This is a genomic window from Paenibacillus illinoisensis NBRC 15959 (assembly GCF_004000925.1).
GTDB classification, from domain to species: domain Bacteria; phylum Bacillota; class Bacilli; order Paenibacillales; family Paenibacillaceae; genus Paenibacillus; species Paenibacillus illinoisensis.
In genome coordinates, this window is the sequence record NZ_BIME01000013.1 from 154,998 (window position 1) to 170,992 (window position 15,995).

13 protein-coding genes and 1 pseudogene are annotated in these 15,995 nt (G+C 46.5%); all 14 read right to left on the reverse strand.

Annotation, left to right across the window (positions count from 1 at the left end; translation table 11 throughout):
- Window positions 1–153 precede the first annotated feature (153 nt).
- Entirely contained in the window at window positions 154–1,119 is a 966-nt protein-coding gene (locus PIL01S_RS25275) for an ABC transporter ATP-binding protein (RefSeq protein ID WP_127540200.1), read from the reverse strand.
- Window positions 1,112–2,095 (reverse strand): ABC transporter ATP-binding protein, encoded by a 984-nt coding sequence (locus PIL01S_RS25280; protein ID WP_127540202.1) that lies wholly within the window; start codon window positions 2,093–2,095, stop codon window positions 1,112–1,114. Before PIL01S_RS25280 ends, PIL01S_RS25275 begins: the two co-directional genes overlap by 8 nt.
- Window positions 2,096–2,105: 10 nt before the next feature.
- Entirely contained in the window at window positions 2,106–3,044 is a 939-nt protein-coding gene (gene opp4C / locus PIL01S_RS25285; RefSeq protein ID WP_127540204.1) for an oligopeptide ABC transporter permease, read from the reverse strand.
- 13 nt (window positions 3,045–3,057) lie between these two features.
- Window positions 3,058–4,014, reverse strand: coding sequence for an ABC transporter permease (locus PIL01S_RS25290; RefSeq protein ID WP_127540206.1), 957 nt, complete (start codon window positions 4,012–4,014; stop codon window positions 3,058–3,060).
- A 74-nt stretch (window positions 4,015–4,088) separates the two neighbouring features.
- Complete coding sequence (locus PIL01S_RS25295) at window positions 4,089–5,816, reverse strand: ABC transporter substrate-binding protein (protein WP_127540208.1); 1,728 nt, start codon at window positions 5,814–5,816, stop codon at window positions 4,089–4,091.
- A gap of 316 nt (window positions 5,817–6,132) precedes the next feature.
- Window positions 6,133–6,699, reverse strand: coding sequence for an ArsR/SmtB family transcription factor (locus PIL01S_RS25300; protein WP_246058555.1), 567 nt, complete (start codon window positions 6,697–6,699; stop codon window positions 6,133–6,135).
- Window positions 6,700–7,177: 478 nt separating this feature from the next.
- A complete protein-coding gene (locus PIL01S_RS25305; RefSeq protein ID WP_127540212.1) occupies window positions 7,178–8,494 on the reverse strand; it encodes a hemolysin family protein in 1,317 nt (438 codons plus the stop codon).
- 433 nt (window positions 8,495–8,927) lie between these two features.
- Window positions 8,928–10,505: a sigma-70 family RNA polymerase sigma factor gene (locus tag PIL01S_RS25310; protein ID WP_127540214.1), complete on the reverse strand. Its 1,578-nt coding sequence runs from the start codon at window positions 10,503–10,505 to the stop codon at window positions 8,928–8,930.
- Between the two features lie 185 nt (window positions 10,506–10,690).
- Window positions 10,691–11,215: a spore coat protein GerQ gene (gene gerQ / locus PIL01S_RS25315; protein WP_127540216.1), complete on the reverse strand. Its 525-nt coding sequence runs from the start codon at window positions 11,213–11,215 to the stop codon at window positions 10,691–10,693.
- An 18-nt stretch (window positions 11,216–11,233) separates the two neighbouring features.
- Complete coding sequence (locus tag PIL01S_RS25320; RefSeq protein WP_095287120.1) at window positions 11,234–11,656, reverse strand: cell wall hydrolase; 423 nt, start codon at window positions 11,654–11,656, stop codon at window positions 11,234–11,236.
- 159 nt (window positions 11,657–11,815) lie between these two features.
- Complete coding sequence (locus PIL01S_RS25325; RefSeq protein WP_246058556.1) at window positions 11,816–13,507, reverse strand: hypothetical protein; 1,692 nt, start codon at window positions 13,505–13,507, stop codon at window positions 11,816–11,818.
- A gap of 204 nt (window positions 13,508–13,711) precedes the next feature.
- Complete coding sequence (locus tag PIL01S_RS25330; RefSeq protein WP_127540220.1) at window positions 13,712–14,461, reverse strand: SDR family NAD(P)-dependent oxidoreductase; 750 nt, start codon at window positions 14,459–14,461, stop codon at window positions 13,712–13,714.
- 181 nt (window positions 14,462–14,642) lie between these two features.
- Window positions 14,643–15,035: a DUF2500 domain-containing protein gene (locus tag PIL01S_RS25335; RefSeq protein WP_095287123.1), complete on the reverse strand. Its 393-nt coding sequence runs from the start codon at window positions 15,033–15,035 to the stop codon at window positions 14,643–14,645.
- Window positions 15,036–15,517: 482 nt separating this feature from the next.
- Window positions 15,518–15,995: pseudogene (locus PIL01S_RS25340) on the reverse strand (collagen-like protein); the annotation flags it as partial.

Below are 15,995 nucleotides of genomic sequence, written 5' to 3' on the forward strand. Positions count from 1 at the left end.
CTTGTCAAGACTCATCCTATGACCAATTTTACGAAGCTATAACTATAACCACTCCACTATGCTTTATTTTTTGCATAAAAAAAGACAAAAAAAGCCGCTAGAATAGCGACTTAAGATGATAGCATTTGAGGGTAGCTCTCCCCTGCAGCACCTTCACACCAAATGACAAGCTACATAATGATTGCCGCCCATATTTCGATATTCCGGCACTTGCTGCTTACAGATGTCCGTTACCCACGGGCAGCGTGTATGGAATTTGCATCCGGCTGGTGGATGGACTGGACTGGGAATATCGCCTTTCAGGACGATTCGCTCGCGTTTTAACTTCGGAATCGGCACAGGCACGGCGGATAACAATGCCTTGGTGTAGGGATGAAGCGGGTTTCTAAAGAGCTCATCCCTTGGTCCTGTCTCAACCATGGATCCCAGATACATGACCCCAATCCGATCGCAGAGATGTTCCACTACACTAAGGTCATGGGAGATAAACAAATATGCAAGCCCTCTTTCCTGCTGAAGCCGTTTAAACAGATTAATGATCTGTGCTTGAATGGATACATCCAGTGCGGAGACCGGTTCATCCGCAATAATTAATTTGGGATTCAGGACCAAGGCCCGTGCTATGCCGATTCGTTGGCGCTGCCCACCTGAGAACTCATGCGGAAAGCGATCAATATGGTAGGATGACAAGCCACACGCCCCTAGTACCTCCTTCACGAGATCACGCACTTCCCCTTCTGCAGCAAGTCCATGATCCAGCAGTGCTTCTCCTACGGCATCACCAATACGTATGCGTGGATTAAGGGAGCTATAGGGATCCTGAAAAATAAGTTGGAGCTGGGGGCGAATCCTCCGTACCTCCTGCATAGACAAACTGTGAATGTCCACACCTTGAAAACGAATCTGTCCATCTGTTTTTTCCGTTAAACGAACAATGGACTTTCCCACCGTGCTTTTACCGCTCCCTGACTCACCCACAAGACCAAAAGTCTCGCCTTCATGAATGGTAATACTGATATCATCCACTGCTTTCACATGTCCCACAATGCGATTCATTAACCCTTTGCGTACTGGAAAGTACGTCTTGAGATGTTCAATTTCGAGCAAAGGTTCAGCCATGGTTTACTGCCTCCTCATACAACCAGCAGGCTGCTTTTTGTCCTTGCCCGAGATCCTGCAGAGCGGGCATACGTGAAGTGCATACTGGCATGCAATGCTCACACCGATCTGCGAAATGACAGGCATCTCTCAGTGATAATGGATCAGGCACATGCCCAGGGATTGAATACAATTCCTCCTGTCTCTGATTGATCACTGGTTTGGAACGCAGCAGTCCTTGAGTATAAGGATGTTTGGGGGATTCAAACAATTGCACAACCTCCCCTTCTTCCACAACTTTGCCCGCATACATGACCACTACGTAATCGGCCATCTCGGCAACAACTCCCAAGTCATGCGTAATCATCAAAATGGAGGTTCCAGACTGCGACTTGACTTGCTGAAGCATATCGAGAATCTGAGCCTGAATGGTTACATCCAGTGCAGTAGTCGGTTCATCTGCGATTAATAGCTTGGGCCCACAGGAAATAGCGATGGCGATCATAACACGCTGCAGCATCCCCCCGCTCAGTTCATGCGGATAACTGTTCACAATTTGTTCCGGGCGGGAAATCCCCACTTCCGCTATGAGTTCAATGGCTCTCGCACGAGCCTGTTTTTTACTCATTTTTAGATGCACAATTAACGGCTCCATAAGCTGCTCCCCAATCTTTAAGACGGGATTCAGTGAAGACATGGGCTCCTGGAAGATCATGGAGATCTCGTTTCCTCGGATGGTCCGCAAAGAGGTTTTGCTCTCGCGAAGCAGGTCTTTCCCGGCAAAACGAATGGCTCCCCCTACCACCTTACCTGCTGGTTCTTCGATTAAACCCATGATAGACATGGCAGTTACACTTTTGCCACATCCTGATTCGCCAACGATGCAGACCGTCTCTCCTTCACGTACTTGGAGACTCACACCATCTACGGCTTTGACATTGCCTTCTTCTGTATAAAAATGAGTTTCGAGTTGTTCAATTTCAATCATATTTTGCATGGTGGAGTATTCACCTTCTCTTCTGTTTGGGATCTAAAACATCTCGCAGACCATCACCAAAAATGTTAATGGCGATTACGGTAACAAAAATGGACAACCCCGGAGGAATCCACAACCACGGATGTTGTTGAAAATCAATCATGTTGTTGGCGGCATCAATCATATTGCCCCAGGTTGGTGTTGGCGGCATGACGCCCAGTCCAAAAAAACTGAGCACCGACTCACTGAGAATGGAACCTCCGATATTCAGCGTAGCCATAACGATTAATAGCGGTACGATATTCGGTAGGAGATGATGAAACAACTTGCGCCGGTCACGCAATCCGAGCACAATCGCCGCCTGCATGAATTCCCTCTCCCGCAGACTCAACATCTGACCACGCACCATTCGTGCCATGCCGGGCCAGTTTACAAAACTAAGCATCAGCATGACGATATACATCCTTGAATCCGGTGGAACCTTCCAGTCCGACAACAGTGCTCCGAAAATAAACAACAACGGTAATCCCGGAATCGTAAGCAGCAAGTCGGCGATCCGCATGATAACTTGATCCACAATCCCGCGGTAGTAGCCTGCAATAGCTCCGAGGAAAGAACCAATAAATACGGACAGGACCATCGATGCCAATCCGACCGTCAGCGAGATTCGACCAGCCATTAATACACGGGTCAGCACATCTCTGCCCAAAGCGTCTGTTCCCAGCCAGTGATGAATATTCGGTCCTTGTTTCATGGCTGCCATATTAATCTTGTTATCCGTATAGGGAGAGAACAAGGGTCCAATAAAACAGGCGATAAACATGAACAAAACGACAACAAACCCACCGACGGCAAGTTTATTTTTGAGAAGGCGTTTAATCGACAACCTCCACAAAGATGATCTGGGTGCAACCCGAACAGGTACGGTAGCTTCTGCGGCGTTTCTAGTAACAGATGTTGAAGATGTCATGGTTACAGCCTCCCTATTGCAGACGGACACGCGGATCTGCAATGTGATACAGCACATCGGACAGAAGCGTTCCAATAACGGTCAGAATTGCGATAAACATCGTAAACCCCATAAGAAGCGGATAATCCCGCAGTGAAAAAGATTGCATGTATAGTTGACCGATTCCGGGCCAGCTGAATATCTTCTCAATAATTAATGATCCCCCGAATAGAGATGGAAGCTCAAATCCGATCAGAGTGATTGCAGGCAGCAGAGCATTACGCAGAGCATGGGTGTAAAGGACCTTGCTCTCCTTTAATCCCTTGGCCCTTGCCGTGCGAATGTAATCCTGCTTAATGACATCAATCATGTTGCTGCGGAAATAACGGGTAAGTGATCCTACACCGAGCAGAGTCATGACGATCACAGGCAGGGTCATGTGCTGAATCACCTCTTTGACATAAGCCAGACCGGTTGCGTTGCTGCCCGTGGTGATCATTCCGCCTGGCGGGAGCCACTTCAGGTCAACGGCCAGCATTTTGATCAGGAATAGTCCGATAAAAAATGAAGGCACAGACATGGCGGCAAATATGCCAATCATCACTAAGGTATCAAACCACGAATATTGCTTGTATGCGGCAATGACGCCGACGATTACGGCGATAAACCAGGTGAGGAATGTGGTTACTGCAGCAAGCAGGAACGAGTTCCAGATGTATTCATTGAACAATGCCAGCACCGGCTTCTGCTGTGCCAGGGAATAACCAAAGTCCCCGTGGAGCGCATTTTTCATCCAGATGAGATAGCGCTCTATAACAGGCTTGTCCAATCCGTACAGTTCCCGCAGCTCGGCTTTCCGTTCAGGACTCAGTTTGATATTGCTGGAGATATAGTCACCCGGTGTGAGAGCGTACAGACTGAAGATTAGGACGGATGCTGCCAGCAAAATGACGACCATGTACGTCATCCGTTTCACAATATAAGTACTCATTTCTGTCTCCTTATCAATGCGTCCCCTGTATCTGCGATTTCGCAAACACAAGGGACGATTTGTTTAGTTCCTATTTACTTCAGAGACCATTCCGGCAAGCTGGTTGCAATGCCTCGGTAAGGACTGACAGACAGCCCATCAATCCGGCCGTTATAGGCGTAGACTGTCTTTTTGTAACTTGTGAAAATGACGGGCAGCTCATCATTCAGCAATTGATATAATTCTTGGTATACCGCCTTGCGTTCTTCAATGTCCGTTGTCGCCAGACCTTTGTTGTATAGTTCTTTTACCTTGGGATTGTCATATCCCTTCAGTTCTCCATCGACGAATTGTTGAAGTCCATCTGAAGGGTCTGTCAGCATCGGTGTGGAGAATGAAGCAACATCATAATCGCCGCTCTCTACTTTGGACACAAGCGAGTTAAAATCGGCGAATACTTCAGGCTGGAACTCAACTCCAATGGCTTCAAAGTTCTCCTTGGCTACAGCGATGAAAATATCAGTGGCAGGGCTCTTGGTCCCGAGAAAATGAAGAGAGAGCTTCTTCCCGTTTTTCTCACGAATACCATCGGCACCCTTGGCCCATCCTGCTTCGTCCAGTATTTGATTGGCTTTGTCTGGATCATATGCATATGGGTTAATGCCCTCTTCCGTATAGGACCAGGAGATTGGCGAAGCGGGAATGTTAGCTACGGCACCTGCACCCTGATTGGCATCCACATAGATGGATTGTCGATCAAGACCATAAGTAATGGCTTGCCGAACTTCTTTTTCCTGCAATTGTTCATGTTCCAGATTAAGCTGTAAGTAGCCATATGTGCTAGGTGTGTAAGGCAGCAGATTAAGGTAAGGAATATTTTTAAGCTTGTCGATGTTTTCCTGGGTAGCCGTAAAAGAAGTGAAGTCGATCTCACCCGTTTCGATGAACTGCCAGGTATCCCCTTCGGATGTTTTGTAGATGAAATGCTCAGTTTTCGGCTTACCTTTGTAGTAATATTCATTGGCTACGAAACGAACCTCTTGACCTGGAATGAACTTTTCCAGTTTATAAGGACCGGTGCCTACCGGATTGGAGTGAAGATTTTTGATATAATCCAGCTTCCCGAATTGATAGTCCTTGCCGTAATAGGCTTTGGAGAGCACTTCAGAACCAAGGGTAAGCAGCGCAGTAGCGTTAGGCTTCTCCAGTGTCACGGAAATGGTCTGTGGATCAATCACCTTGATGCCCTCAATATGGTCCGATTTTCCTTCGGTATACGCTTTGCCACCTTTAACCTGTGAAGAGAAAATATCGAATCCGCCGTCATAGGACTTGTCATGCAGAATCGTCCACGTAAAGGCCACATCGTCAGCCGTAAGTGGTGAACCATCACTGAACTTGGAATCCGGTCTCAGGTGAAACGTGTATGTAAGCTCATCATCAGATACATCCCAGCTTTCGGCCAGATCTGCGATAGGCAATCCCTTCTCATCCACTGTAACAAGCGAAGCAAATAACAATGAAGCGACATTGCCGTCATAGCCACTCTGATGAAAATAAGGTGTGAAGGCGCCGCTTGGATCTGTAAGCCCCACAATAATCGTATCGGTTCTCTTCTTCGCTGTGTCGGGCAGTTGATTCAGATCTGTTGCCTGAAATGGTGCATCCAAAGTAGATGCTGCGACTGGTGTTGCCTGTGAGCCTGAAGGCGTTGTTCCGCTTGCGGAAGATGTTGTCTCTGTACCCGCACCGCCGGAGCATGCAGACAACAATAGTGTGCTGCTGATTACCAACGATGCCCAAGATAATGCTTTTAATCTCATAGTGCCCTCCCTAATTGTCATCACTCATATATTTCTCACTCAGCCGATCCTAATTTCAGAACCATTTAAATATGTATAATTCCTATGAAATTAGTAAGGTATAAGTTCGATAAGCCCTATTATAAGAACGCGAATTGGTTCTGTAAATAGAGAACCACAAAAAAATATTTATATTAAACCCATTAATATCCACTTTAAAGCAATAAAATAGCCGTATGATTGCGCGGAAAACCTGAAAAATGTTCAGGCTCATTGCAGCAATCTTACGGCTTTTTGAAAAGCTAATTTTTTTGCAAAAACCACATTTTGATAAAGGTTATTGCTTCAGATAATTCATGACATTAGGCAGAATTTGCTCAAGTGCACGAGGTCGAAGCGTATATTCGACCAGACTTTCCCCTTCGAAGTGTGCATACACCAATCCGGCCCCGCGTAGTTTCGAGAGATGATCATGGGTGATTCCTTTAGACAGTTTCAAATGACGAACAATTTCAATGAATGTGCGGGGTCCCTGGTACAGATAACGCATGATTTTCAACCTGTTTTTCTCTCCCAAACTGCGAATTACCCGCAATTGATGGGTAGGAATATACTCCTGATCTCCGGTATACATTCTCGCAGAATAATGGCATATGATTGTATCTCCAAAAGACAAAATGACATTAAGTGGTTGAAAATGAAATTGCGGCACAAGCAGTAATTTCTCGAGTCCATTAAATGGGCGAAACATCAAACCGTTCGTTGCGTCGTCCAGCACCTCATCTTGAGGAGAATGATTCAATTGCTCTCTTCGATGTTGAGCCTCCTGCTGCAAATGTTCCAAAATTGAAAGGTCAACCGAACGGAAATATTGCTGATTCCACTCCGTTAATACATAGGTCATCCTGTTCCTATATGCACTCAAGTCTTCTGGAAAAGGAAAAGGATACCGACCAAGAATAGTTTCTAACTCATCTTCTGTAAGACCGCTGAACCAGTCTATAAACGCTTCTGGCTGTTCAGCCTGTGGCCGTAAACAAACAAGTAAATAGGTCCATTTCCAATCATCATCCACTTTCATGTCTTGTAGAACAGTTATAAGATCGGATGATAGCTTCTCTTCTGTTTCCTGCGCCCAGCTTGATGTTAGATCGATCTTTTTATGTGATTTCCGGCATATGTATGTATGCAAACTGGCCATGAACTCAAATACGGGTGTGAATCCCACTTCAATGTGATAGCTAATGATGGTCCCTCCTCACTTGCAAAGTTGCTTTATTATACCCTGTTTCCAGTCATGCACGCCAATGATAGACAGATAAAGGGCCGTACAGTTATTTACTGCACAGCCCTTTACAAAGACCTAAACTTTTATATTGGCTTTAAGCCCCTTCTTCCTCAACCAACATTTCAAGCTTAATTACATTTACCCGTGAAATCCGCTTATGCTCCGTCTCCTGAATGACGAATACATATCCTCCATATTCAACGGATTGACCGACTTCAGGCGGAATCGTCTCCACTCTGGAGTACAGCCAGCCACCAATCGTGTCATAGTCGCTCCGATCCATATCCAGTTCGAATCGCTCACTGACTTCTTCAATCAGCATCATGCCATCGATGGAGTATTCCATCTCATCTACTTTCTCAATGGCAGGACGCTCATGATCGAACTCATCCTGAATCTCGCCCACGATCTCTTCCATAATATCCTCCAGCGTTACCATTCCAGAAGTTCCGCCGTATTCATCAATCAGAATGGCAATCTGTGTCTTGCTGCGCTGCATACGCTTCAGCAGATCACTGATTGGCGTCGAATCTGGAACAGCAAGAATTGGTCGGATTACAGAAATGGTATCTGTGAGCTGGGACCGCATTAGGTCTTTAATGTGAATAAAGCCGATAATGTGGTCCTTGTCACCGTTATAAACCGGATAGCGGGTTCGCATGCTTTCACTGGCGATTTCCAGATTTTCTAGCATGGACTGATTGGCGTTCAGACAGATCATTTCCGTCCGCGGAATCATAATTTCACGGGCAGTTGTTGCCGTAAAATCAAATATATTATCAACAAGCGCCAATTCAGTATTGTCAATTAAACCGCTCTTATTGCTTTCTTTCATCAGAATGCGTATTTCATCTTCACTATGTGCCGAGTCATGCTCCGAAGCAGGTGCCATTCGAAACAATCTCAGCAGGCTGTTCGCCATACCATTCAAAGCCCAGATAAAGGGATACATCAATTTGTAAAAGAACGTAAGCAGGACCGCAGACCATAACGTGACCGTCTCCGATTTGCGGATTGCCATCGTCTTGGGAGCAAGTTCCCCGAGTACAATATGCAAAATCGTAATAATAACAAATGCAATCACAATCGAAATTCCGTGTACATATACCGGGCCGAGTCCAAACGCAGTAAACATGGGCTCAAGCAAGTGTGCAATGGCAGGCTCTCCGAGCCAGCCGAGTCCCAGGGAAGCCAGCGTTATGCCCAATTGGCACGCAGACAGATAGGCATCCAGGTTACGTACAATATTAGAAGCATAGATGGCTCTTTTGTTACCTGCTTCCACCAAAGCCTCAATTCGGCTGCCGCGAACTTTTACCATCGCGAATTCTGCCGAGACAAAAAAACCGTTCATCAATACAAGCAAAGCAATTAAAAATAAATTTAATATACTCGGTAAGGGGTCACTCAAATTGTCATCCTATTCGCCGTCATTCTTCGGCAAATAGGTCCACCTCCTTCGAAAATGTAGGATATTAGCCATTCTGCCGCTCATATGCAGGTTCAACTTCCCAATGCTTCCACCTCCTTCTGGATTGTGTCGAATAAAAGGATATGCTTCTTTTATTATATAACTCTAAACTACACAGTCAATCCGTGTCCTATGACAACGAAATGATGCTAACCAGCAAATTACTTTACAAAGGTAGCGAATACGCCGTCTTATTTACATTTGCTAACTGACTATGTTGAACAGATCCCAAACGGGTTTATTGTTTATATCTCGTGCTCGTTGGGTGTCAAAATTGAATTCCAAGTAAAATGTAAAACGTAAAAAGAGTATTCCCGTTGATATCCAAATTCAGGAATACTCTTTGATGGTAATTCGAGATAAGGACATAACCTTATGTGCTTATTTTGACAGGGAAACGGGACTCTGTATCCCATCGACACTGCGGTTCTTCGCCTTGTGCGTTCCACAAACCTCCAATCCACATTTCGTCTCTTCGTAATTCCGCATAGTCTGCTTCTTCAGCGAGTACCTGGATACCGAGCTCAGTCAGAGACAAGACTGCATTACGGAAATGTTCATGGTGCTGGGTGAAATCAGGGAACGTATCTGCTCCGCTAATCTGTAGTAGGGCATAGGGCTCCATGGTCATTCTTCTCAGATGTGCCCAATATTCCAAGTCTCCCATCCCCAACACATGCAGCCGTTCACTCACATGTTTAAAGAGTTGATATGGATGATCGACACCTTGACTCACAGCTTCCAGAGTCGCTTGTTCAATTGCACCCAGACCATTCGACTGTGAAGGAAGGCGGGTCAAGTGAGCCTCAAATGCAGCATGCGCAAATGGGAGAACCGTACTGTTTTGTTTTAAATAATCCATGTGATCCTGAATATCGGAAGAGGTGTACGCTTGCCAGAACTGACTTCCCGCCTGGAGCTCCTCCGTTCCCATTACATGCCACGTACCAGACAAACGTCCGATCTGTCCGGGTGTAAGCTGTCCCAGCCCCCGAAAGTTCTCTATTTCAGGATACGCATCAATACATAACAGATTCAGCTTGGTATCCCCGAGCGATTGACCATTAAAATAGTGCAGCAGATAAGACAACATCGCCTGATCATAGAGATCATATTCAAACCAGAGTACAATCTCCTTGTACTGATGAAACGCATGCAGTTTTCGCTCCAGCTCCGCAATTTGCATATATTCCGTCTGGGGAATCCCTAATTGCTGTTCCAGATAGGCAGCGCGCTTGCTTCTCTCCAACTCGTTCCCCATATCTTGGACAACAGGACCAAAGGTGTAAAGTTCCCGCCAGACCATAACCTCTCCTTCGACCCCGCTTTGCCGCAGACGATCTGCAGCATGATCTCCATTGGTAATATGCAGCATGCCTTTACCCCCTTCATAAAGTTCATTAAATACGGTTATAACGTCCGCTACAGGTAATGTACGCCTCAGCTTCGCCCTGGCATCGAACAGCCTTTTCTTCAATGCCGGAACAGATACGCTAAGGAAATCGGAAATTTCCTTAAGCGAATATCCCTGAAAGTAGAACATGTCCACTACATGCTGCATGGATAACGGCAGACTAGATATGGAATCGCGAAGAATCCGATACCGTTCCTTTTGCAAAACAAGCTGTTCAGGGTTATCCCCCTCTTCGCTCGAATCAATGTTGTACAGTAACTCCTGTTCAGGGGAAGTGCTGTGCTGCTTGCGCCTTAACCAACGGTAGCACTGTCGTTCAACAATTACTTTAAACCATCCCGGAAAGGCTTCGGCTGTCTCCAGCTTCGACAGATTAGCAAATGCTTCTGTAAACGCCTCCTGTACAATATCTTCAGCCCAGAAACCATCCTCCAGTTTGTTATAAGCTACAGCAAGCGCCATTCCGCGGAACTGTTTCATTAACTGCTCATAAGCCTCAGGCTCGCCCCGGATGGCTCCCTCAATCCACTCATTCAATGATGTAAACTCCTCTCTGTGAGCGTCTTGCTCAGCCTGTATATGTATAAGTGCCATGATTGCGAGTAAAGGTTACTACGATCTCCATTATAACGAAAAAAACTGTCCCACTTGTGGATTTGAATCCACGTGCGGGACAGCTTGGTTAAACATTCTTTCTACAGAAACCCCCGTTTAATAACGAATTAGAATCTGCTTGGAGCTTGAGGATAGTTTCCGATAACGCCCGGATATTGGTACAACAATGGCTCATCAAACGTAGCATAATCGAAGTTAACCATTAACAGCATAATACGTCTTCCTGTCTTAGGATCGCTGATAATGATGTGATCACGACCTGCAGCTTCGATAATTCCTTGGAAAATGCGAGCATTCCATTCTTTGTTACCTTCATATGTCATGTAGAATGTACCAAATTTGCCGAGGTTCAGGCGCAGGATATTTTCGATGTATGATTGTTCAAACTGCGGCGCAGTTGTCGTTACAACTCCACCTGTTGGTGTCATTGGACTGCCGCTGGATACAAGCGGTGGTACGCTTGTGGAGCTTGGTGAAACCATGCTTGGAGAAACCATGCTAGGTGATACCATGCCTGGTGTAGGCGACGTCGTAGGCATGCCATTACCGATTTTATAGGATGTTCCTTGAACTTGCGAGTTGGCTTGTTGACCCAGTGCCTGTGTTGTTGGTTGATATGGTTGATTAATCATTGTAATTCCTCCTAAAATTTAATAAACTTCCGGACAATCTTCACCTGTCGGACTGAAGAAACAGTGCGCTTTGAAACGGCCCGTATTTTGCTGGTTATACCAGGTTGGAGGACAATCGCCCACGGGCCTGAAAAACCATAGGGAATTGCTGGCCGGCCAGATCCGTTCTCCATTAATTACACGTTGTGCCAAGCGAATCTCGGATTGTCTCGCCCGCTGATAGAAATAGCCTTTTTGGGTCGATTCGAACCCACCGGGATTCTGGAATACCATACGGTTAATGTCACGAATGTCCCCAAAATCCAAACAGTCCACCAGCACACGGTTCACACCCACATTACCTACGAGCAGCATGCCCTGTTCGCCGTCACCTTCAGCCTCTGCCCTCATCAGTCTTGCCAGCAGCTTGACGTCTTCTGAGTTGGCTTTAATAACAGCCATATTCTGTTTCCTCCCTTGCTTCAGCTCTTCATCACCGTACATCGTATTGTGCAGGAGCCTATTCGGTGACACGAATCCAGCTTTTTTCCACAAAAAAATCCCGGAACCTCACCCCATGTGAAGTCCCGAGATAAAACATTTCCTATATAACCAGCCTAATTAAGGCTTGGCATTAATCCAGTAATCGTACGCATGTACCATGTTACCTTGGTAGGCTTCATAATCCTTCAGCAGTTCAGGCAGCTTCGCAAGCTGCTGTTCCATCTCGGCAGCACCTTTTTCATAAAATGAGATATGGGCGCCTTCGTGATTCTCTTTCATTTCTACCGAAATCAGCAGCGGCTTGCCCAAACGGTCGGCGATCTCCATCTCCTGTCTGACCACCGCGGCAATGCCATTGGACCCTTCGGCCGTGTTACGGAAAGCCATGAGAGAGACATGATCCAATGTGCGGATCATAAATTCAGTAACAGACATGTCCTGTCCTGGCAAAGGGAAGCTATCCAGCCATACAGCGAGATCGGCACTGGTCTCCAAACTGCTGTCCTTTTTCGTTTCTTCCTGGAAAAAGGAGATATTGGAAGCCCATTCTGTCAAAAGTGCATCCCGGTCGGAATTCCATTCCGGCAGTGTGTAGGGCTCGATATCCAGGTGAATGCCCTTGAATCGTTCTTCGGGTTCAACTTCGGCATTATAATTTTTCACATAATTGATCAGTCGCTCGATCCGTGGTCTGTTCTCGGATCTACCCCAGATGGGATGGCCGCCCATGGCGTGAATTTCAATCCCTTGTGCCTGGGCTCGTTTAACAAAACTGCGATAACTTGAATAGGGCTGGTCCAGATCAAGCCGGACATATAAAAAGTTAATATGCTGTGCTGCGGCGAATTCAAGAACATGCTGACCGCCATCATCCGTTACCTGCGAGGCCTCCCAGATGTAAGTTCCGCGAATCTCAGGCTGAGGGGCTGGTTTCTCCGGGGCAATCTCTCCATCCGGTTCAAGCTGTCCCCAATACACGATATCATGAACGGCAGAACCGGCATATGAAGCATGATTACGTAAGGATTCCGCAACCTCTGCCAAGACACTCTCCAGCTGCGCTGCTCCCTTTCCGGCAAAAGTCGTAAATTCTTCACCAGGCATCGGCTTCGTATTCACCCCAACGGTGACTGAAGCACCGCTGGCATCAGCCCAATTCATTTCCTGTTCAATGAGTTGAATAATGCCGTTATTCCCTTGTGCGTTATCGCGGTAAGCCAGTAAAGTAACATGATTAAACTGTTCCATGAACCAGCGTGATAACGGCAGGTTATCTGTATCATCTGTTGTTTTTGTACCCGCGATCGTATAAGAATCCAGCCAAAATGGCAGATCCACATTAATGTCGATGGCACCATTCGCCTCGACCTGTTCAAGCAACAATGACATATTCGCTACCCATGACTGAACCAAAGGCTCTGAATCGTCTTTCCATGCAGGCAAAACGTAAGGTTTGACATCCAGATGGATGGCATCAAATCGTTCTTCTGCAGCAGCTCCCTGATTATAGTCAGAAACCCACGCAGCCAAACGGAGCATTGGTGCCTCCCGGTCTCGAACAGCCCAGGACGGGTCCCCTCCTAGTGCTTCAACAGCAATACCCGCTTTACTGGCTTTGGATATGAACGTGCGATATACCTCATCGGATAAATTCATATCCACGTTGACATAGAGTCTGTTGATCTTATGTTTAGCTGCGTTAGCCAGCAGCTCGTCTCCTCCATCATCTTGGACAGACTTGGCCTGCCATACCCAGGCTGCCCGTATGTCGCCCGTGTCTGCCTCCACAGGCGAAGCCATTCCTGTCATTATGATCCCTCCAATCAGCAGTAATAGGCCAAAGATCTTCCGGGATGAATTCCCGAACATATACTCCCTCCATTCTTGTTCTGTTGTAAAATCACATTCATTATAGCAACCGATTTCTGAATTTCAAATAAGCCCAAGTGCTTAACTTGGGCTTACGGATGCTAGAGCATTCAATTTGTACAACAGAAAGAGGGAATCCCGGTTCTAGTCCTCATATATCATTTTTCGAGTCATGCCCCCATCAATCATCAGATTGGTCCCAGTGACAAAGGTATTGCTTGGATCCGACAAATATAAACATGCGCGGGAGATATCCGAAGGGACGCCTACGCGTCCTGCAGGATGCTGTTCATGATCTTCCGGCTTCAATTCGTCCACATTGCCTGTCTCAATCCATCCCGGACTGATACAATTGACCCGAATACCGTCCTTGCCAAGTGAGACCGCCATCGCATGTGTCAGGGCCACAATGGCACCCTTGGACGCTGCATAGGCCTCTGTCTCAGGTTCAGACATAAACGCACGTGTCGATGCCATATTGACGATAGCGCCTCCATGTTCATTTTGTTTCATATGTTTGGCCGCTTCACGGCTTGCGAGAAAGCAGCTTCTTACATTCGTATTAAGCACATCGTCCCATTCCTCCAAGGTCAGCTCGTAGGGAGATTTCCACCTGGCTACGCCCGCATTGTTCACCAGGATGTTGATCTGTTTGAATTCTTCGATGGCTGTGCGAATCAAATTCGTAATATCCTGCTCCTTGCGAACATCGCACTGAACGAAGATGGCTTCACCGCCTTCATTGCGAATCGAAGCAGCAGCTGCGGCGCCTTCCGCCTCCTGATAATCGGCAAGTACGACTTTGGCACCAGCAACCGCGTAAGCTTCGGCAACGCTGCGTCCGATCCCCTGAGCTGCTCCCGTAACAACAACGACTTGATCTGTAAATGACATCATGAACTCCTCCTCTATTAATACGCTTCTGTCATCACATACGAATATGTCGAATCAAGAAACCTTATTGTTATAAAGACCCTCTCCTTATATAAAAACACGATACCACCTTTAAGAAACGCTTGTCCAAGAAAATTAACATTAAAAAAAGCTTACGCCACTATGGCGCAAGCCAGCCGGATTATCCGCGTACACGTTCTGAATACAGGCGGTTGTAGCGCTCGAAGCCTATATACCGTGTTCCCTTGAAAGAAAGACGGCCTTCATCTCCTTCGGAGCACAATCCGTACTCTTCTCCGTTCACCTTGAACTCGAGCCGATCTCCGCTCTCTACTTCAAAGGTAATGTAATACAGCGTACGGGCTGAACTGCCTGGTTCAGCTTGCGACTGACTGATCTGCATCCTTCTGCCCGTTATTCGCGAAGGTACGGTAAGCAGAGGCTCGGCGTTGTTGCGCCCCCATCTCCATACTTCTTTCCCCACAGACAGAAGAACAATACCTATAATCAGAACAAATACGACTGGAAAGACGGTTCCGAAAAAGTCAAACATCCAGGATGATTCAATGCCCATGTCTCTCCCCTCCGTTCTTACACCTAGGACAGCCAGAGTCTTGACCCGTCTCCTGTACATGTATATGCGCGAGTAATATGGAACTTGTTATCCGATTCAAAATCCCAAAGCAATGTGTGGGAACACCGTCCGGAATTGTCCATAGGATCCTTGAACGTTATTGCTAAACAGAAGATGACCCTATGTAACGAAAACTTCGTTTTCCGCTTGCAGTGTTTTCACATCCAGGAATGTCTCTTCTTCATTTTATAGATGTGGACCATATCCTGATTACATTACTATATGCCGAAATCATGATCTCCTCGAAACAAAATCAGCTCCACAACGTGTGTACATCTACCTTTTCTCCTAATATGAATACACGGCTCCAACTGAGATAGCACTCTACAACGTGGGTGCTATCCCAGTTAAAGATACCTTGCTTCACCTTTTTATTTTTAGGTATTGAAACCAAAAGGTGAAAGATGAGATTTCATTTCTTGTTAGGCCAATTGTGTGATTACAAGATGTGCCGAAACAGGTCTTGTTCCACCAGCAAGAGGTGTAATCGTTAATGCAGTAGCATTACCAGCCGGATTTCGCACGGTTAGGATTGAATTAATGACAGTCGTTTGTACCAAGGCTACCCCTACAATCTGAGACGTTCCTGTTGCCCTCCCAACTACGGTCGGAGCCAAATCAGCACCATTGAGAGTTAAAATAAGTTGGCCTGCTTCATTGATGCTCACTTGAAACAGCACTTGATACGTGCCTATTGCTGCCAGATTGAATGAACTGGGCCCTGTTCGACTTATAGTTGTTCCGCTAGTTGGTCCATTTTGTGGAAAACTTACATCAGTGCCCGGAGCAACAGTAGCTGCATTATCAGGAGGCATCAGAGCAAAAAAATCGGCGAATCCCAGGACCCCGCCGGCAGCACCAGTGGCACCCGTCGGGCCCGCTACTCCGGCTGGACCTGCT